This is a genomic window from Serratia montpellierensis, from assembly GCF_020858655.1.
Classification (GTDB): Bacteria; Pseudomonadota; Gammaproteobacteria; order Enterobacterales; family Enterobacteriaceae; genus Serratia; species Serratia montpellierensis.
The window spans coordinates 836,094-856,531 of the sequence record NZ_VOSN01000013.1; the positions used below are offsets into that span (position 1 = coordinate 836,094).

Annotated in this window: 15 protein-coding genes; 1 reads left to right on the plus strand and 14 read right to left on the minus strand. The window is 60.1% G+C overall.

What is annotated here, in order from left to right:
* The first annotated feature begins 47 nt into the window (after positions 1-47).
* Complete coding sequence (locus tag FUU19_RS15765; protein WP_019453435.1) at positions 48-275, plus strand: hypothetical protein; 228 nt, start codon at positions 48-50, stop codon at positions 273-275.
* A gap of 263 nt (positions 276-538) precedes the next feature.
* Here FUU19_RS15765 and FUU19_RS15770 read toward each other — a convergent pair whose 3' ends face one another.
* The 14 genes from FUU19_RS15770 to FUU19_RS15835 form a co-directional block, all read right to left on the minus strand.
* Positions 539-892: a DUF6277 family protein gene (locus FUU19_RS15770; RefSeq protein WP_004935323.1), complete on the minus strand. Its 354-nt coding sequence runs from the start codon at positions 890-892 to the stop codon at positions 539-541.
* A 25-nt stretch (positions 893-917) separates the two neighbouring features.
* Positions 918-4,397: a type VI secretion system membrane subunit TssM gene (gene tssM, locus FUU19_RS15775; RefSeq protein WP_141967930.1), complete on the minus strand. Its 3,480-nt coding sequence runs from the start codon at positions 4,395-4,397 to the stop codon at positions 918-920.
* A gap of 35 nt (positions 4,398-4,432) precedes the next feature.
* Entirely contained in the window at positions 4,433-5,944 is a 1,512-nt protein-coding gene (icmH, locus tag FUU19_RS15780; RefSeq protein ID WP_230507200.1) for a type IVB secretion system protein IcmH/DotU, read from the minus strand.
* Positions 5,941-7,299, minus strand: a complete 1,359-nt coding sequence (gene tssK / locus FUU19_RS15785) for a type VI secretion system baseplate subunit TssK (protein WP_230490773.1) — start codon at positions 7,297-7,299, stop codon at positions 5,941-5,943. The genes icmH and tssK overlap by 4 nt, the downstream gene beginning before the upstream one ends.
* Before the next feature lies 1 nt (position 7,300).
* Positions 7,301-7,807, minus strand: a complete 507-nt coding sequence (locus tag FUU19_RS15790; RefSeq protein ID WP_230490772.1) for a type VI secretion lipoprotein TssJ — start codon at positions 7,805-7,807, stop codon at positions 7,301-7,303.
* 9 nt (positions 7,808-7,816) lie between these two features.
* Complete coding sequence (locus FUU19_RS15795) at positions 7,817-8,182, minus strand: PAAR-like domain-containing protein (protein ID WP_141967922.1); 366 nt, start codon at positions 8,180-8,182, stop codon at positions 7,817-7,819.
* A 6-nt stretch (positions 8,183-8,188) separates the two neighbouring features.
* Positions 8,189-8,803: a DUF3540 domain-containing protein gene (locus tag FUU19_RS15800; protein ID WP_141967920.1), complete on the minus strand. Its 615-nt coding sequence runs from the start codon at positions 8,801-8,803 to the stop codon at positions 8,189-8,191.
* Entirely contained in the window at positions 8,796-9,950 is a 1,155-nt protein-coding gene (locus FUU19_RS15805) for a pentapeptide repeat-containing protein (protein ID WP_230490771.1), read from the minus strand. The genes FUU19_RS15800 and FUU19_RS15805 overlap by 8 nt, the downstream gene beginning before the upstream one ends.
* Positions 9,940-12,165 carry a DUF2169 family type VI secretion system accessory protein gene (locus FUU19_RS15810; protein WP_230490770.1) on the minus strand — a complete coding sequence of 742 codons (2,226 nt, stop codon included), beginning with the start codon at positions 12,163-12,165 and terminating at the stop codon, positions 9,940-9,942. Before FUU19_RS15810 ends, FUU19_RS15805 begins: the two co-directional genes overlap by 11 nt.
* 12 nt (positions 12,166-12,177) lie before the next feature.
* The gene (gene vgrG, locus FUU19_RS15815; protein ID WP_230507202.1) at positions 12,178-14,418 is read right to left on the minus strand and encodes a type VI secretion system tip protein VgrG; all 2,241 of its coding nucleotides are present in this window, start codon (positions 14,416-14,418) and stop codon (positions 12,178-12,180) included.
* A 64-nt stretch (positions 14,419-14,482) separates the two neighbouring features.
* Complete coding sequence (gene tssH / locus FUU19_RS15820; RefSeq protein ID WP_141967916.1) at positions 14,483-17,068, minus strand: type VI secretion system ATPase TssH; 2,586 nt, start codon at positions 17,066-17,068, stop codon at positions 14,483-14,485.
* A gap of 16 nt (positions 17,069-17,084) precedes the next feature.
* Positions 17,085-18,113 (minus strand): type VI secretion system baseplate subunit TssG, encoded by a 1,029-nt coding sequence (tssG, locus tag FUU19_RS15825; protein WP_230490768.1) that lies wholly within the window; start codon positions 18,111-18,113, stop codon positions 17,085-17,087.
* The gene (gene tssF, locus FUU19_RS15830; RefSeq protein WP_197833480.1) at positions 18,106-19,947 is read right to left on the minus strand and encodes a type VI secretion system baseplate subunit TssF; all 1,842 of its coding nucleotides are present in this window, start codon (positions 19,945-19,947) and stop codon (positions 18,106-18,108) included. The genes tssG and tssF overlap by 8 nt, the downstream gene beginning before the upstream one ends.
* An 11-nt stretch (positions 19,948-19,958) precedes the next feature.
* Positions 19,959-20,405 carry a type VI secretion system baseplate subunit TssE gene (locus tag FUU19_RS15835; RefSeq protein ID WP_141967910.1) on the minus strand — a complete coding sequence of 149 codons (447 nt, stop codon included), beginning with the start codon at positions 20,403-20,405 and terminating at the stop codon, positions 19,959-19,961.
* Positions 20,406-20,438 lie beyond the last annotated feature (33 nt).

Here is a 20,438-nt window from a genome sequence, read left to right on the forward strand (position 1 = left end):
ATGAAATTGCCTGAAGTAAATGGCTAACTGAAAAAGGAGTTTCAATCATGAAAGAATTATCCGCAATTGAAATTGAACAAGTGAACGGTGCTGGTTTTTTTGGTGACGTAGGGACACTGATTGGCAGTGCAGTGGGAACCGGTATTGATACCATTTCCGCGATTGCCGGTGTTAACCCGGATGCCAAAACCGTTGTCGGCACCATCGGTAAAGGTATTGGTCTGGCCGTCGATGCGCTGATCTCCAGCGGATTGCAGATCATTTCAAAACTGTAATAACGCATTTTCATCCCTTCCTATTTTTTTAATTCGTTTCACTTTAAGCACCTTAGCGGGTGCTTTTTTTTACCTCAAAGAATCAAAAAAGATAAAAGGTCAGAAAAACCATCATCCAAAAAAACAGGCTGGGGATCACCACAATAAAAAAGCCCATGCGTTTATTGGCATTTTTTAACATCCATTCGTTGATCATCTCACTTCTCCTTGTGAATACCAGGGGGCATTTCGGCCCCCCGGTAAATTACCCACCGAGTCGCAGATTACAGTTTCGGCACTTTGGAAAAGAAGTCCGCCATTTCATGCGGGAACCCTTTCGCAATCGCCGGGCGAAGATCGTCCATAGAAACATTAAAATCTTTCGGCTGTTCGCCCGTTTGCATTTTTTGGTGTGCGTTCACATTCGACTGCAGCCCATTAAAAATGCCCTTCATATTGCCGAACATATCATCGCAAGATTTTGTCACGTTACTCATGACCGACTTGGCCGCATCCGGCCCCGACATTTGAATATTGCTGACGCCTTGCATAAACGGCTGGCTCAGCGACGATTGGGAGTTGGTGCCCAAATTGCCGCCGGCCTTCATGGTTTCTAAAATTTTGGCTGGATCTAACATGTTTATCACCTCTTTACGGTTGTGTTTACATCGCTTTCGGGCATGAGAATCCTCGCAACGCCCGTGACCAAAGTGGGAAATCTTTCATCGTCGAGCGCAATTCCAGTTTGAGTACGCCCACCACCGACGACATCGACATCGTCAGCTCTCGCCTGTCGCTGGAAAGCGGCACGGGATTGCTGGCATCGAACATCCGGAATAAGGCCCAAGGCCCGTCGAAACTGGCGACCTGGATCTGGCCGGTGCCGGTGCGGAAGGTCAGCCGAACATAGCTGCCGCCTTTCGGGCCGGGCCAATCGATACGCGTGGGCTGACTAAAACCATGGCTGTAGTTAATCACCTGCCCATCGATGTCCAGGGTCGCTTCCGTGATGGTCGGCGTCAGGGACAGCGGCCTGATGAACATGGAAAACGAGAGTTTGTCGCCAGCGGTGAAGAAGGTGTCGCGAATCAAGCGGGCATTCTCAAACGCGCCCAGCGTGCTCGCATTGACGATCCCTTCAGACCCCGGTTTGGCATTCCATTTCTGCGCATTGACATCCACGTAAGCGGCCAGGTTTTCATCGAAGAACTGCTGCATGGCGCCGTTCTGCCCAAACATGCGCGAGAAGTCCTCGATGCCGACCTCCGCTCTGGCGTTGCGCGAGAACGGATAGCGTCCGCTGATGCTGCCTTTGCATAATCCGGAAGCCAGCGACGAAGCCCCTTTGCTCAGGTTCTTCTGGCTCTGCTGGATCGTTTGGCTGTCTCCGACCTGCAACAGATCCATCATGACGCTGCGCACCGGTTCCGGCTGACGCGCCGCATCCAGCTGCAGCCGCTTCAGCGTGCCGCCGGCGGGCACCACCTGGCCACCGCGCAATGAGGTGGAGAGCGTGGTCAGCTGGCTGTACAGCGCTTCGAAACTGCGGCTCAGCGGATCGTTGCTGGCGTTGGTGGTCTGCAACAGCTGATACCCCAGGCGGCGAAGCAGCTCAAAACGGTCTTCCACCGCGCGTTCCGGCGTGAGACGAAAACGCGCGCGCTCGCCGGAAATCTCGCCGAGGATGTCACGCCGTTGCTGTTCAATACGATTGCGCTGGCGATCGAACCAGCTCGCCGCATCGCCCTGGTTGGTGCCGGTCATGCTGGTTTCACGCGCGGCGAAACGCACCAGGTTGGCCAGCGGAGAAGAAGGATCGGACAGCTGGCGCGCCAATATCGCCGCATCCTCCAGCCCGTTGACCGGCCGGGCGCGCACGTCGCGCATAAAGGCATCCCATTTATCGGCATACTCGATGAGGTAAAGCTTTCTCGCCTCGTCGGCCAGCTTCTGCGCCGAGGCCAACGAATTCACCGCGTTTTTCCCTTCCGCGCTGTCGCGCAGCACCCAGGACTCTTCTTCGATCATGTCTTTGGCGGCGTCATCGAGCTGTGCCAGGAAAACATCGCGATAGCTGGCGCGGGTATAGAACCCCGGCACGGCGGTATCGGTGACCGTCGCCTGGCTCTTGCGGCGCAGCATCAATGACACGTTCGGCCCTGCGGCATCGGCCAGCGAAATATCGTTGATCGCCGCCGGCAGCGGTTTCTCTTCGATGCGGCGCACCACCCTAACCTGCATCGGAATATTCATCGCTTTCACCCGCGCCAGGCGCAGCAAGTCACCGTTCATTTTCATGACCGGCGCATTCGGCAGAGAGAACATTTCCCGCAGGTGGTAAGCGAAAATGCCTTTGTTCATATCGGTGTAGCCTTGCGGCATGAAGCTATCCCAGCGCGTCATGAACCAGTCGACCAGCGCCTCGGCGGAGCGGTGCGAGGGCTCGCCCATCATCAGATACACTTTCAGCGTGCCGTAGACGTCCTTGTTGGACGCCGAAACGTCATTCTTGAGTTCGTCCGCGATATAGTTTTCCACCGCCGGCCAGAAGATCTGCAGCAAATGGCGCTGATAGGTCTTTTGCGCCGCGCTGTTGATCAGCTTGTGCTCGAAATAGGGATTCGGCACCGGCGAAACCTCGCCGCCCAGCTGCGCGTTCATGTAGCCCAGCTGTTCGTACGCGGAAATGACGTCGTCGCTGACGCGGTTAGTGACCGGTATTTCGCGCACGATGCGCTTCGTTTCGTCAAAGCGCGCCGCAATGTAGGAGATGTAATCGCTCTCCCACAGGTAACGCATCGCCAGCAGGTTAAAAGAGACCGCCAGCAGAATGAGCACCAGCACATAGCGGCCCAGGGAGCTCATGCGGCTGCCGAGCGGCCTGGCGTGAGAGGACTGCTGCAGCACCCCGCGTTCCTGTCTGGCGTAATTCAGCTCAGGGTGATAAATACGCCCGGTGGGGCGAGCTTCGTAGATATCCGCCGCTTCCGCGTTATAAATCGCGCCCTGCGGCGGCAAGGCGGTGGTGCTGCCCAGCCATACCTGCTGCAAATGGCAGGCGTAGCCCACCGGCGTTTGCGGGAAGATCTGCTCTAAGAGGGAATACAGCGGGTTGCCCAGCGATCCCAGCGACTCGGTGAAGAACAGCAACTGTTGGCGGTTTTGCCCGTCCGGCGCATCGTGCAGCAGTTCGAGCACATGATGGCTGACGCGCGCCACCATCTCCCGGTAGAGGGCCTCATACTGCTCGAACGGGGTTTCTCCCTGTTCGGCCCGGTTCAGGCTGAACCCCATCCCTTTTTGCAACAGGTCGTCGCCCAGCATGGACAGGAAGGTCTCGCCGCCGACCAGCTGATCGAGGTGGCTGATGGTGAGATAGACCGGCAGCTCGCTGCGGAACCATGAGGCCATTTCCAGCAGACGCACGCGCAGCGCGTCGGCGACCGACTTTCTTTCCGTCAGCGAAGCGTGCAGCAGCCAGCGTGCATCCAGACACAGCATGATGCCGTCGATACCCGGATGGCGGCGATGGCGCCGGATCAGTTTGAACAGGGTATCGCGCGCCCTGGCGCCTTCTTCGCCGAGGCCGTTCAGCTGCAGCCATTCACCGGAGGTGTCCACATACACCGAATTCTCCGCCAGCCACCAGTTGCAATCCTGGGTTGGCCCGATATCCACCGTCTGCTGCAGGCCGTAGTGTTCGGCCAGCAAGAAACGTTCGCCGCTTTCGCCGATCAGCGAGGTTTTGCCGCTGCCCGGCGGCCCGATGACCAGAAACCAGGGTTTTTCGCTGATGTAACGACGCGTCAGGCGGTACTTGAAGCGCTGCCAGGGGGTACGCTGCTTCGACGTGCCGACGTATTGCAAGGTGCGCAAGGCGTCGTGAAAACGCGAAGTCACGCGATCTCGCTGGGCGGTTTTTCTTTTAGCCGGGGCCGGTGCCCGCGCGTGGCGGAACACCCAGGACAAAAACGTCGCCACGAACGGCCACAGCGCCCAGCACAGGATCAGGGCGATGATGATGCCTCTGACCCAGACCGACAGCAGCGGGCGGTAGGTACCGATGGCGATCAACGGCCCAATCCACCACACCACCGCACACAGCAGCAAGGCAATCACCAATATGAATGATCTACGTATCATATAATTTCCTTATTATCTCTACGCCGACGGATGTCTTAGTTATCCTCGGGGACCTCGGCGGCTACCCCTGCCTGATTCAACGTGGCAGACGGTGAAGCCATCTCCCTCTCGCCGATTTTCCAAAGGATGTCCACCCGGCGGTTGCGGCGGCGCCCTTCTTCCGTCGCATTGTCGTCCAGCGGCTCCTGATCGCCCTTACCGACCGACGTCACGGTGCGGTTGTATTTACTGTTGGCCAACGATTCGCGCAGCTTGTCGGCCACCGTCTGCGCGCGGGCTTCCGAGAGTTTCAGGTTGGAATTGCTGGAGGTGTTGCGATACGGTTTGTTGTCGGTATGCCCGATCACCTCCAGATCGCCCGGCCACGGCGCCAGCGCTTCCCCCAAACGCTCAATGTTGCGTTTCTTTTTAAACTCTTCCGACAGCTTCGACTGCCCGGTGGCGAAAGCGCCGTCGGAGGTGAAGATCAGCAGCCAGCCGCGCGGATCGGCGCGTACTTCCAACCAGCCCTCGCTGAGGATTTGCGGCAACGGCTGCGGCAGCGTCTCCATGATGTTGATTTTGCGCGGCTGCGGCGGCGTCCAGGCCAGAATGGCATTGCGCAGCGCGCGGGACTGGTCATGCAGATACCAGGCGGCCGAGGCATACGCCAGCAGCGCTATCGCCAGGCCGTAGCACAGCAGTTTGAGCGGCGTGATGCGGCCTGGCTTGCGCACCACGTTGCTCGGTTCGGCATCGGCCAGCGTCTGCGTCGGATTTTGGCTGTACAGATAACCGTCGAGACGATTGCGCACGTCGGCCAACAGCACCGCGCCGCGCTCCATCACGTGGAACTGCCCCTCAAACCCCAGCGACAGGATCAGATCGTAAAACGCCAGGATCTCCTTGTTGCGCGGCGAGGCGGCCAGATAGTCTTGCAGGTGCTCGAAGCATTTTTCCCCGCCCCAGGCATCGCGATAAAACTCCACCAGCAGGCTGAGGTTCAGTTCGCCGGACTCCAGCGTGCTCATGCAGCACTCGTCCACATAGGAACACAGCAGATAGGCCAGCTTGTCCACATCGCCCGGCGCAATGTGATCCGCCAGCAACGTCTGTTGGAATTGTTGGATCTCGCGCACGATCTGCGCACGTACCGCCGCCGGGTTCAGCTGCTTCTGATCGCGCACCCGCTCCACCTGCAGCAATACCGGAATGGCGGCGGCGATCAGCGGGTTGTCCCAGTGGCCCATCATCACGCCGGGCTTGCTCAGCGCGGCGCGGCCAAACAACCCGCTCGAGGTCGACGCCGCATCTGCCGGGCGGTCGCCAGGCGCGGGTTCGACGTTTTCCGGCGCGGCGCTTTCCGCTTCATAAGGTTTGGGTTCAGTGGGCGCCGCCACCCCGGCGCTGCCCGGCCGCAGCTTGGCGGCCAACGCCCGCGCGCCGAAGGACAGCGCGGCGATTTCCGCCGTCGTTTTGCCCACCGAGCCGGACGTGGGGAGACGCGGGTTCGCGTTGTTGCGCGTTACCGCCATCGCCTCGCGTATTTTTCTCTCGAATTCGTTCATCCCACCCTCCCTTGCCTTAATCCCCAGACGTCAAAACGCAGGTCCGGGAAATCACCCACGATGCTGAGCGCCATCGCCGAGCCGCCCATCATTTCCTTGTAAATCGGGTCGGCATGATCAACCTCGAAATAGATGCTGTTCGGGTAATACGGTATGTGCCGCGGCGGCGAAGCCATAGGCAACAAGCGAGCGCCCGGTAATTGAAGATCGATCAGCTGAATGATTTTCTCGACCGGCCCCAGTTTGACCTGCGCGGGGAAATACGAGCGCAGATGCTCGATGGATAAACCGCAGCTGACGGCAAACACCAGTTTTTCCAGCCGCAGCTGCGAGTCGTTCGGGCACAGGTAGATGCTGTCGCCGCGATCGATAAACGGCAGCGCCACCGCCGGCGCTTCGATCACCAGTGACAGCGCGCGGCGAATCGAGGCGAACAGCTGGAAATAGCAGTTGTGCGGTTCATCGTGCAGATACACCAAGTCGGCCCGGTCCCAGAGCCGCTCGCCACCGGGAATGATGCTGAGCCGCCCCAACAGGCTCAGCAGCGTGTCGAACAGGGTTTCAGGATGCACCTGCGGGCTGGCCAACAGTTGGCTGATGCGTAAATTGAATTCGCTCAGGGTTTGCAGCAGCAGCAACTCCAGCAGCTCGGACAGCCCGCCGATCGTCATGTGCACGTCCGGGCGGAACACCGACTCCAGACGTTGGCTGATCAGCCCAAGCAACTCGGTGGTGAACGCGGGCAGCCAGCCGATGGCGCGGAAATCCAGCATCGGCGGCAAGGCGCGCTCATCCAGCAGCACCCGACGATCGCTGGTGAGCTCGCGCACGAAACCGACCGGCAGCACGCTTTCCGCGCTGCTGACCGCATCCTCCAGGCTTAGCCGCGTCACCAGGCTCCCCAGCTGCATCGTGCACACGCGCGGGGTCCCTTCCAGGCTGACGCCGTGGTTGCGATCCGGCACCTCGGCGTCCATGGTGCGAAAACGGCTGCTTTTCCGCGCATCCTGGATAAGATCGATCTGGGCATTGCCGGCGATGTCCATCAGCACGGACAGGCACACCACTTTCCCCTGGCAGCCTTCTCCCAGCATCAGCGGCGGCGGCAGCGGAATATCCTCAGGCATGCTGAACGCCGTGCCGTCGGGGAAAACGCCCTTGGCTTTCTTCAGCGCAAACTTGCCCTGTTCCAATAGCCCATTGTCGATCTCCAGCGTCAGGAACCCCCAGGTGAAGGTTTCGACGCTGCGCAAGCGCGCTTCAATCAAGTGCTCGAAAAAACGTTCCTGCTGCTGGAAGTGCTGCGGTTCCATCAACATGCCTTCTACCCAGGCGACGCGTTGTTTAGGTAACATGTCATTCATCCATTTTGTCGTTAGTCACTATGCTGAGTGACGTCATCCCCACCATCACCTTCATTTGCGAATCAGCCTGTGCAGGGGACTTTTGCTCGGCGAGCGGCAACACGCCGCTGATTTGCTGAAACTCCGCCCCGACGACGACCCATCGCTCTTGCCCCGCCGGCACCTCAAAGCGATAACGCAACGTCTCCCTCGGTTGCAAAATGCTCTGGTGCCGGCTCAGCGCCCCTTCCGACGGCGCCGTCTCGCGGCAAGGGGCGCCATCGCCAATCCCCTCAGGCATCCACCCCGAGCGATTGGTTTCTATCACGCACACCTTGACCGGCTGCGCTTCCCCGGCGGCATTCGGGTTCACGTTGTCGTTGGCGGTCACCTCGACGTCGATAAACCGCAACCGACGCCCCGCATCCGCAGCCTCATCGTGAGAGAACCAGCTGCACCCGCCGAGCATCCCCACCGCCAACAGTCCCCCTGCTGCGATCCCCCGGAGCGTTTTCACCATGCTGAACTCCTATGCATTAACGAAACATTTGGTCTGGCTCGGCGCGACCTGAGTGGCGACCATGTTGTTGTTGTTCGTCGTGCTGGAATCACCTAACCGCGTGACCGGCATGCCGCCGGTGAAATACTTCCCCGACCCCTGCATCGGCTGCATCTGCGCCGAATGCGTCCCCGAGGCGGCGCCGATCACCCCGCCCGAATCGACGGTGGCCGCGCGAATGCTGCCGAGGTTCTGTTCATTGCCGCCGCAAAGGAAATAGTTAGGCACGTTCGGTATGCCGGTATTGTTAGGCGCGGTATTCGGGCCCGGCGCCGGGATCATCGGGTCACAGCCGGCGAAGCTGATCCCGGCCGTGTTGTTGTTGGCTGCGGTCATGATGACTTACCCCATATGTATCTGGCCGCCGTCGATCTTCAGCACCGCCGAAGACTTCAGGGAACCAATTTCACTGTTGATGACGAGAGATTGCCGGGCATCCTGAATAATGTGCTTCGCCAGTACCTCGTCGGTTTCCTCCACCCGTCGGCTTGCGTGCTTGCTGCGCACAAACAGGCGTTGAGAGATTTGGTGCAGCGTTTCGGCCACCCAGCGGCTGCTGCGCGTCAGCAGCGTGAAGTGCGGGCTGCGCAACGTCAGCCGCTTGCCGCCCTGCAGTTCGATCTCCGGCGCCACGATGCGCAAGTTGGCGCTGCGGCTGTCCAGCGTCATGACGGCGTGCGCCTGTTGCCGCGACAGGATCTCGGTAATGACCAATTTGTCTCCGTCGACGATGACGCAAACGCGATCGCCCGCCAGCGGCTGAACCAGGCAGCTGGTGGCGACTGCCAGACAATGGGCGCGCATGCCGTCGACATACAGGCCGCCATTGGCGTCGGCCGCCAGCGTCACCACCTTGCGCCCCCCTTGTTCGGCAAGCGGAGCGCTGCGCACCAACTGCAAAGGCGTCACCTTGGCGTTGGCATAGACCTTCTGATGCTCTCTTCTGGACTTATACATATCTGCTTACTCCTGTTGGCCGTTGATACGACGGTTGCCGCGGTCCCGGTTGTTGATGCGCATACCAGGCGTCGATCGCATTCAAGAACGGATCGGCGGTAAGCGGCACGTTTTCGGCGCGATGACGCTGCGCCCCATGCAGGCGGGCGCTCTGTTGCTGGGCGGCGGTCAACGGCTGTTCGATCAGGTTCGCCTCCCGCAGCTCGGCCTGTTCAAGGTTGGCCAACGCCAGATCGCACGCCCTGAACTCCGCCTGCGCCAGCATGGCGCGCCCCCAGTGGGCGCCGTTCATCGCGCATTCGCTGAACCGGGCCTTCTGCCCCTGCACCAGGGTCAGCGTCGCGCGTTCGAAATCGCAGCGCAGCGCCTGCGCTTCGGCGAAGATCGCCGAGGTCAGATCGCTGTCGGCGAACGAACACCCCTCCAGCTCGCTGCGGTGAAAACTGGCGCCCTGTAGCTGCAGCTGCGCCAAATTGCAGCCCGACAGGCGGCAGGTGAACCAGATGCGCGCCTGTCCGGCGATCGTTTGCCAGCTGCACTTCTCCAACTGACAGCCCCCCATGATGTGGCGCTCGAGGGTTGACGCCTGCCACAGGCACTGCGTGAGTTGGCAGGCATACCAGTTGGCGTCCTGTATCACGTCCTGGTGAAACATCAGGTTGGTCAGGGTGCTGGCCTGCACGGCCAGATGCCCCAGGCTGCTGCGTTCAACTTCCGCCCCGTTGACCTCGCACCGGATCAAACTGCAGTCATCCAGCAGACAATCGCCGACGTAGCCCCCCTGCAGCGTGGTGTCGTTGCACGCCACATTGCACAGCAGCCCCTGCTGCAACGTCAGGTTGTCAAACCGGCATTCGTTGAACGCCAGGCGCATCAAGCTGCCGCCGACCACGTTGACCTGGTTCAGGGTGCAGCCCTCAAAGCGCACCGCTCGCAAATCGCACCCTTCAAACGTGACGCGTTCGAAATGGCAGTCGATGAAAAAACAGTCGCTCAGCGTCAACCCTTTCAGCTCGCGATTGTGGAAGCGCCGCTTTTTGAAGGTGCGCGGCATGGGCGGCGTCTGCGCCACCGCCTGAGCGACCTCCAGCTCAATCACCTCCGTGTCAGGCAGGGCCTGCTGAATCACGCGGCTCTCAGTTTTCATGCGCATAGTCCCCCTGAATAATTCTGCGCGGCACCCAGCACGCCCGTTCAAGCAAACACCCGCTGAAACGGGTACCGGCGTCCTGCCAGCTCATCGCCAGATTCGCCGCCGCCAGGTTGCACTGGTCAAATCCCGCGTCGCGCAAATCGGCGTTATAAAACAGGCCTTGCTGGGCGCTGCTGTTTTGCCAGCGAGCGTGCGTCAGCACGCTGTCTTTGAACCGCACGCCGGCCATGTCGCAGCCGGCTACCGTGCAAGCCGTCAAATCGGCCTCGTCGAAATTGCATTCGGTGAAAACGCTGTACAGCAGTTGGCACCTCTCCATACGCGCCGCTTTCAGCCCCACTTTGGTGAAGCAGCAATCGCTGAACACGCCGTGCGAAAAATTCACCTGCATCCCCGCCGTCATGCTCTCGACACGGCAACGCTCGAAGCGCACGCCGCGCCAATTGCCGCCGAGGAACGAGTTTTTGGTTAACGTCATATCCAACACCACCGCGCCTTCGGCCAGACAGCGGTTGAACACGCAGGCATCCAGTTCCCCTTGCAGCAATTGCGCGCGAATCAGCGTCGAGCCGTTGAACATGCCGTTGCCGATCGCCCCGCGTTCAAAGCGCATCGCCGTGAAATCCCCCCGCTCAAAGACGCAGTAATCCAGCTTCACGCCCTCGGCGCGCATGCCTTGCCCCTGCGGCTCTTCCAGCGTCACTTTTTCGAGAACCGCCTCCTGCCATACGCTTTCCGCCATCAGTGGCTTTTGCAGGGTGCACGACACCATGCGGATCCGGCGCAGCGCCGCCTGCGTCAGGTCAACCGCATCAAAAACGCAGTTTTCGAAGGTGCAGTTCTCCAGGATCGCTTGGGAAAAATCGCAGCGCTCAAAGCGGCATTGCAGAAAATGCTGGTCTGACAGCGCAGGGCTGCGCAATCCGCTGAACGTCTTCCCTTCCACGGTCGCGCTAGCGGGAAAAAACGCGTCATTGCCGTCTTCGGCGGGCAGATCCGGCAAATCGGGCAACGTCACGGCAGCAGGCTCCGCCGTCGTCTGTTGCTGGTGCAAGGCAATCGCCTCGCGGATGCGTTGATAGAACACGGCGGAGTCGCCCAACGAGGTCGGCGACGGGTCATAGCGCAAATCGCTGGGGTGATCCGACACCGCCTGGATGACGTTCAGGCCCATCTCCGCCGGCATCAGATCCGGGTCGAACAGAAACTCAAAGGGGGAAGCGTCGTCGTCGCTGCGTTTATGGTGCACCTGCCGAAAATAATCGAACGAGCGCGGCGCATCGCAGCGATCCAACGCCAGCATCAGGGACTCGATGGACTCATCCAGCAGATGCGTCAACGGCGCATCGCCGGTGAAAATAATCAGCGCGATGTCGCTGTCGGGCAGGAACCACAGCGTTTTGCGCTGCAGTTCGATTTCCTCGAGGCCTTCGCTATCGTGGCGGCGGATGAATGCCCGCCCGCGCACCGCCGGCAGCTCGCCGCGAATCGCCTGGCTCTGCGCGCCGACGCCCTGCAGTTCGAAGGGCACCCTATCCGGCCACGCCGCTTCCGGCAGCCACTGCGCCGGCGGCGCCATCTGGTAGTAGCGTCGATCGATATCGGCCGGCAGCCCGGGGAAAGCCGTTTCCAGATACGCTTTGCTCGCGATCTGGCCCGCCACCTTGTCGATGTGCGCCTTACGCAGCAAAAACTCGTGCGGCACCGGCGCCGGCGCCGCCAGCGGGGAGCGCTCCTGTGCGGAGCCCTCGGCGGACAAGGTCATCAGCAGCGGTCGCAGCCCATCATTACAGCCGCGCCCCAGCGGATTCTCCTTGTTGTCTTTCCCGCCCCAGGCCGAGGTGTGATCCAGCGGCACGCTGAGGAAAGGTTCCGCCCCCATCGCGCCGCGTCGGCCCTCGCCCTCGACCCGCCAACGGCGCTTAAGCCCGCCGATGTCGGCGCTGACGTCCAGCGTTTTTACCGGCTGACCGACGCCGGCATGGCCGGCGATCAGGTATTCGGCGAACGGCTTCGGCTCGGCCACATCCAGCACCGGCAGGCTGAGCGGCGCGCGCTTCCACGCCTCCCAGATTTCGGCTTCGTTCACGAAGTGTTCCGGTCGGGACAGGTAGCATCCGGCCACGGCGCTGATGCCGAGCCGGCTGTCTGTACCGATCTGGTAACTTCCTTTAATCGCCACCAATTGCTGTGGCCGTATGATTCTCATTGCCGCGCCTCGTTAGTTTTTGCTTTGCATCCCGACTTTTTTCAAATCGACGCCGGTCTCGGACAGTGAGGCGCCGGTGTAGCTGATGGACACCCCCGTCGTGCTGGTGCTGCTGCCGGTATTGCTGACGCTGCTGCCGGTGCTGCTGACGCTGCTGCCGGTAGTGCCGACGCTGCTGCCGGTGGTGCTCACGCTGCTGCCGGTGGTGCTGATGCTGCAACCGGTGGTGCTGGTCGACGAACCGGTGGTGCTGATACTGCAGCCGGTGGTGCTGGTCGATGAGCCGGTGGTGCTCACGCTTACGCCGGTAAAGCTGGTGCTGCTGCCGGTCTGGCTGGTGCTGACCGTGGTGTAGCTGTTGCTTTCGCCGGTCATGCTGTTGCTGATGCTGGTAAAGGAGTTGCTTTCGCCGGTCATCGAGTTCGAGACGCCGGTGCAGCTGGTGCTTTGCCCGGTAAACGAGGTACTCAACCCGGTGAACGAGGTGCTCACGCCGGTAAACGAGGTGCTCACGCCGGTGAACGAGGTGCTGACGCCGGTAAACGAGGTGCTGACGCCGGTAGCGGTAAGGCTGACGCCGGTCATCGAGGCGCTGACGCCTTTAATCGACGCGTCAAACCCGGTAATGCTGAAAACGTAATCTTTGTAAGAGACGTGGTTGGTGAACCAGTCCGTAAAGGTGCGGCGAATGATGTCGAACTTGTCCATCCCCACCTCGGTGGCCTGGTTACGCTCCACCGTGGTTTGCAGATCGCGCTCGGCGTGCAGCATGACGCGTTCGTTGTTACGGTTGTCATCGAAGGTCAGCTGGCTGGCGTGCTGCGCTTCGGCAAGCCGCAGCGAACGCGACACCATCCCCGAGTAGTTGATGTATTCAGGCAACTGATAAGGCGGCGGGTTATCACCGTTGTAGACAATACCCGTGACCATCGGACGATCGAGATCGCCGTCGACATAGGTCACCAACACTTCCTGGCCAACGCGCGGCATGGCGATCACGCCCCAACCTTTCCCCGCCCAGGCCTGCACCACGCGGATCCAGCACGAGCTGTCTTCCTCGGTGGTTTTGTAGCGATCCCAGTGGAAGTGCACGCGAATGCGCGCAAACTTGTCGGTATGCACTTCGGAATTGGGCGCGCCGACCACGGTGGCGCTCTGGATGCCCGGCATCTGCGGCTTGGGCGTCTCGCGCAGCGGGCGGAACGCCACGTCGTCGTTCAAGGCGTTGAAACGGCAGGTCACGTTGCGGCCGTCGCTGCTGCTGTCGGGGCCATCTTGCACGAACACATAGTCGCAGCGGGTCAGTTTGAAGCGGCGGTTGCGGTTGGCGTCCGGGTGCAAAATCAAGGAGAAATCCTTGCCGGCCATCAACCCGACGGCGTTGCTCTCGCCAAACAGCAGGTGGCCGTCGCTTTGCATTTCTTCCAGGCGCAAACGCGCCAGATTCTCGCCGCGTTCGGTATCCACATAGCCCGCAGCGTAGTCGTACCACTCCAGCGGCGTGTTCTGCAGGCCGAGGCGGCTCTCTTCCACCTTGGTTTGCAGGTTCTTGCGCGGGTTCTGGAAGTCGAAGTCGCGCAGCACGATTTCATTCGGACGCACTTTGCGGGAACGCTGGATGCGCTGGATCCCTTCGCGGATGGCGCGGTTTTCTTCGCTGTCCGGCATGAACGGCAACACGGCGTAACCGAAATCCAGATCGTCGAAATCCTGCCGGTCGGTGATCACCAGCGTGTGTTTATCCTCGGCGTGATCGAAGTAATACCAGATGCCTTCGTCTTCCAGCAGGCGGCTGATAAACGCGAAATCCGTTTCGGAAAATTGCACGCAATACTCACGCGTCGGATAGGTGCCTTGAATATCCAGACGGTAGTCGGCAAAGCCATAGCGAGAGAAGATTTGCTCGATGATGTCGAGCACGTTCAGATCCTGGAAAATACGGCTGTTGCGGTTCTGCATCAAAAACCACAGCCAGGTGCTCAGCTCCAGTTTGTACACGAACTTATCCTGATGCTGCCCCGCATCGGACGCGCCGATCACGTAAGCGTAGAAAGGCCGCGAGCCGAAATCCGGCCTTTCTATCTGGATGCGGACCCCTTCACCCAGCAAGGATTCATAATCCACGTCCGCCTGTTCGCATTCAAATTCGAGCGAATATTGCGAGTTGCTCGACAACCCTTCTTGGGTGGTGAAGCTGAGTGGAAACGCATTTAATTCGGCTAACACCGGGTTATCAATTTCGATTAAAGGCATAACAACCTCTCTGATCCGATATCGAACCCCGCCCCGCGTTTGCGGGCCGGCGGTAAATTAAAAATCAGTCGAAATAAACACTTAAGCTATCGTTCTCGACCATGAGTTGGATATTCTGCAGTTCCTGTCCCGTCCGTTTGCGCTGCAGCACTTCATTGCTGATAGGCGGCAGGATCGCCTGCTGCAGCAGCGACTCGACCGCTCTTCCGCGCGATGGATGAGCGCTGATGCGTTTGGCGATCCAGCCTGGGATGTCGCCTTCCAGCACCAGCGACACGCCCACTTCTTTGTGCAAACGTTGCTGTAAACGTGAAATCTGTTTGGTGGCGATATGGGTTATCGCTTCGGTGGAAAGCGGCACGTAAGGAATGACGTTCATGCGCGCCAACAGCGCCGCCGGGAAAAAGCGCGCCAAGACGTCGTGCAGCATCGGGCGCAGCGCCTCGGTTTTCAGCTCCGGCGTTTCCGCCAGCGTCGCTTCTATTTCGCCGGCGCCGATGTTGCTGGTCATCAAAATAAAGCACTGGCGGAAGCTGATCATGCGGCCTTCGCCGTCTTCCATCACGCCCTTGTCAAAGACTTGATAAAACGCCTCATGGATGTCGGGATGCGCCTTGTCGAATTCGTCGAGCAGCACGATGGAATAGGGTTTGCGCCGCACCGCCTCCGTCAATTTGCCGCCCTTGCCATAGCCGACATAACCCGGCGGCGCTCCCTTCAGCGTGGAGACGGTGTGCGACTCCTGGAACTCGCTCATATTGAAGACGATCAGGTTATGCGCGCCGCCGTACATCGCCTCCGCCAGGGCGAACGCGGTTTCCGTTTTACCGACGCCGCTCGGACCGGACAGCATGAAAACGCCCAACGGCCGATCGTGCGCCTGAATGCCGGCGCGGGAGATCCTCACCGCCTGCGCGATTTCATCGATCGCCGTCTGCTGGCCGAAAATCTGGCGACTCAGCAGCTGGTTGAGGTTGAGCGCATTGTCCAGATCGCTTTGCAGCATGCGGCCGGTGGGGATGCCGGTCCAATCCGACAGCACCTCCGCCACGACGCGGTCGTCCACCCACGGATAGACCAGCGGCAGGCCGCCGTCTTGCAGCTCGCCCAACTCGGTGGCCAGCTGCGGCAAACGCTCCGGCGACTGCCGCTCCGCATCGAGCAAGGTGGTGACCGCCTGCTGTTCCTGTTCTTGTCGCCGACGCAGCGCATCCAGCTCCCCTTCCATCTCGCTGAGCGTCTGCTGCAATTCGCTGATGCGGGTGAGCGCCAGATCGTCGAATTTGCTTTCTTCCTGCAGGCCGCTCATTTCGGTACGCTTCACCGCCAGCCCGGCCTCGAGCGACTCGATTTTTTCAGGCTGCGCATGCTGGCTCAGCGCCACCCGCGCGCAGGCGGTGTCCAGCAGGCTGATGGCCTTGTCCGGCAGCTGCCGCGACGGCAGATGGCGCAGCGACAAATGCACCGACGCCTGCAGCGCCGATTCGCGGATCTTGACGCTGTGGTGCTGCGCAAAATGCGGGGCGATGGCGCGCATCATGTTCACCGCATTCTCTTCGTCCGGCTCTGAAACCAGCACGTACTGGAAACGGCGCGTCAGCGCGGCATCCGGCTCGATGAACTGTTTGTATTCCGACCAGGTGGTCGCCGCCACCATGCGCAGCGCGCCCCTGGCCAGCATCGGCTTCAACAGGTTGACGGCGTCGCCGGTGCCGGCCTGCCCGCCGGCGCCCACCAGCGTATGCGCTTCATCGCAGAATAGGATCACCGGCACAGACGAATGCGCAATGGCGTCGATCAGCGCTTTCAGGCGCGATTCGAACTCCCCTCTCATGCTCGCCCCGGCCTGCATGCGCCCCAGATCCAAAGACAGCAGCCGGGCGCCCTGCAGCAGCGGCGGCACCTGTCCTTGCGCTATCTTGCAGGCCAGCGCTTCCGCCACGGCCGTTTTGCCGACCCCGGCTTCACCCACCAAAATCGGGTTGTTCTGCCGACGGCGCAGCAAAATGTCGATCACCTGGCGCAGCTCCGCTTCGCGGCCAATCACCGGGTCGATTTCACCGTCGCGCGCCTGGCGGGTCAGGTCCGCGCACCATTTATCGAGTATTTCGACCGTCTCGGACGCATCCGGCGCCTCGCCGTGGACGCTGTAGACTTCCTCTTCCTCTTCCTCATGCTCGACGGACTCCGCCAGAATCGCCGGGTAATCGTCGAACAGCTGCGGGATCGGCAGCTTTTTGAACTCGTCGCTCAGCCGGTACAGGCTGCGCTGCAGCGTGGGATCCTGCAGAATGCCGACCAGAATATGGATGGTGCGCACGCCGCCGGACGGCGTTTCGGCGAGCTGGCTCATCAGCAGCCCCCTTTCCACCACCGTTTCCAGCTGCGTCGACAGATCCACCACCGCATTCGTGCGGTTTGGCAAGGTATGCAGAATGCGATCCAACGCATCGCTGATGCGCTGGCTATTGATGGCGTAGTGCGCCAGGATCAGCGGCAAGTCGCCGCGTTCCTTGTCCACCAGAACTTTCAGCCAGTGTTCAAGCTCCACGTATTCGTGCCTGAAGGTCCGGCACAGCTTGGTCGCTTCAACGAAGGACTGATAAGCAAAGTGGCCCAATCGCGAAAAAAGACGTTCTCGTTGATACACCTTAAATTTCCTTATATTAAGTTGTTGATTGATAAACCAGCTGCCTAAACGTCCCTGTCTTAGGTTTCAGCCAGCTGTCTTTACTCAGCGACTTGCCGCCCAGCTGCGCCGCCATGCCCGGCTCCGTGGCGATCAGCAGGCTGACGTCCAGCATCAGCTGATGGCTCGTGAAGTCATGGCAGATACTCACCAACGCCTGCAGCCGCCGGCTGCCGCGCTGATACTGCTGATAATGCGGGGCCCTCAGCGGCCCGATTTGAATATGCGCGCCGTACTGGGCATCGAAAAAGCGGCTACCGATGCGCGTGCTCCCCAGCTTGCCCAGCTTTTGGCTGCCGTTTTTTTTGCCGTCGTCGATCCATTTGGCGTAGCGCGGCGTAATTTCGATGGGAACGGCGAAGTACGCCGCCAGCATCTTGTTAAGCTGGCGCAGCGAGCGGCGGCCCGGCAGATAAATGCCGGGGTAGGCTTCGCGCAGGCGCTGGATATGCGGGTTCACGGCCAACGTCGTGTCGACGCCCACCGTCTGACGCAAATGATGCAAAAACGGGTTTTTGTCATCGTCATGGTCATGCCCGATCATCGCCTTCAGCTGCGCCCAGGCCCGGTAATGCAGTACGGCGAAGCGCTGGCTGACGATGCCGACGAACTGCTGGAACGCCTGATTGCGCCTGGCGATGACTTCGGTGCGCGCGTGCTCGGTCACATGGATCGGCAGCGGGCCGTAAGGGGCAAACATGCCGAAATGCCGCGCCTGAATCAGCACCTGCGTAGGGCGTTGTACGATGGAGGCGATTTCACGCGAGGCGAAGCCCATATCCGCCGGCTGGGTGATGCAAAGCCTTTCGCGGCTGCGATCGTTGGAGACGCCGAGCCGCGGCGCATCCGGCTGCGCGCGTTCGATGCGCCGCAACAGCTCAAAGAAATCCTGTCGATTGGACAGCCCGCGAATTTCGGCCTGGCCCACGCTTTCGCCTTGGGCCCCCGGCGCTGGCGCCTGCTCCAATGACAGCGCCGTTTCGCGCATCAGCGACATATCAGCCATAGTAGAGCGCCCCCCAGTCGGCGTGGGTTTCCCCATCCAGCAACAGCTTCATGCTCAACGTTTGGTTCAAATCGCCGTATTGGCTCAGCGCGTGGTGCAAGATTTTGCCGAACAGATAGGCGCCGTGGTCGGCATGATGGTTGGCGCTTAAGTTGACGGCGATCTCGGCCCCACGGATCCAGGCGAGCGGCCCCGGCCCCTGATTGCGTTCGAAGTGGTGCTCCACCCAGGCATTTTTGATGCTGGCGATGCGTTTGCGCTGGCTGGAGTCGTCCTGATGGCAGAACAACGACAGCCAGTCGCGCAACAGCGCCGAGCAATCCTGCACGTCAGGGCGCGCATGGCGCAAAGGATTGGAGGCCAGCATCTGGATCGCTTGCCACGCCTGGCTGATGTTCGGCACCGCGACGGGGTTGCTCGGGTAGCGGACGATCTCCACCTGGTGGATCGGCATCGCCGTTTCCAGCTGGAAATGCGGTTGCTGCAGGTGCGCAGGCACCAGATGCCGTTCGCAGACCAGCGCCTCGACGCTGAGTGAGGTGATGTCGTCGATGTCGATGCCGCTTTTGCCCGGCGAGATGGCGATAAAGGTATCTTCGTTGGGCAGGTGCGGGTTGTTGTATTTGGATGGCGACGGCTCGCGACGACGGTGCAGCGTATAACCCGCCGGCTCCCGCTCGCAGTCGTAATGCACGTCGGCCTGCAGCGAAGAGAAAATCACCGGGTTGCCGTCCGGCAGCATGCCCTTCACCTGTTTGACGCTATGAATCTCATACAGCGAGGTGTTCAAACGATCGACCACCAGCTGATGCTCCGTGCGCTCTCCCGTCAGCAGCACCGGTGAGCAATGGCGGCGATACAGGTTGATGACCGGGGTCGCGAAAAGATGAAAATCCCTGGCGTTGACGCGACCGATCAGCGTTAGCGGGCGTTGCTCAAGCGCGAACAAGATTTCGAACTCATGGACGCGTTCGCATTGACGTAGAAAATCCTGCACGCCATGCAGCTCGAGGCTGAAGAAGCGGCTCGGTGCCGCAAAGTACTCGCGCATCAGCCGGTTGCCGGGCAATTCCCCCACCGCGGTGGGCAACAACGCCTCTTCATCGCCGACGCCGCCCAGACGCAGGCTGTTCGGTTGCAAGACTTTGACGATCGGCCGGTCGTCGTTTTTCGCCCATAGCACGATGCGCAAGGTGCGATTAAGCAGCGCGGCCATCAGCTGATTGGCCCGCACCGTATCTTCCGCCAACGTCAGGTGCAGCGGCTCGAGATCCAGTTCCGAGACGGGCAACACGCCGTGCGTGGTCAGGCCGATTCTGACGTAGGCCGAACAGTCTTGCATATGCCTGGCAGCGCCGTCGGGCAAATGATGTGGCGGCAAAATTTCGCATTCCGCCAGTGCAATCTCAACGGGCTGCACTTTAATATGCCGCGCCGTGGTGAAGGTGGCGGGTTTGTTGTTCAGCGAGATATCGTTGAGGGTCATGCGGCTCCCGCGCGGCAGATCGACCTGGCTGTGCCACTGAGGGAAAGAGAGATCGGGCTTAATCGCGACGGTGGCGATCGCGGGAACCGGCGTGTACCACAAGGGCGCCAGGCGCGAAAGCATTTGCAAGGCGAATTCCGGCTGCTCGTTGTTCAGCTTTTCCTGGATGCGGGTGCAAAGAAAAGCAGAGCCCTCCAACAGGCGCTCGACGAAAGGATCCAGCACGCCGTCGATATGCATGCCTAAATGCTGAGCGACCTGGGGATGCGAAGAGGCGAACTGGCGGCCGGCCTCGCGAAAATAACGTAGCTCATCATTATATAATTGGAGAAAACGCTCACTGAACATAGTCACCTCTATTAATCAAATACGTGTACGGCGCCACAGGAATAATCAAGAGCTATGCGCAAATTCACCAGCATTTCGTCACCCGGTAATGAGCAGGTGCCATAGATATCGAATAAGATCGCCAATACATACGATTGACGCTCATTCACTACCGGCACCACGCGAATCGTTTTCGGATCCAGCCGCGGCTCAAAAGACGTAATAATTCTTTGTATATGTCTCGCCAGCGTTAGCGGATCGGTATTAATCGGTATTCGTTGGCTCAGCGACGGCAGGCCATAATTCAATACCGAGCTTTCGCTGTGCGCATAATCGTGAAGTTTTAAATCTGCGCTGCGCGATGCGTCATTCAATAAAAATTCGATATCGCGCACCAGGACGCGCCGCCAATTATCGGCGCTGCCGCTTTGATTTCTCACGCTGAGCTTATCGAATAACATGGGTAATGACGTTTTCATTTAACACCTCGCGGTAATGATTGTGTCTGCCCG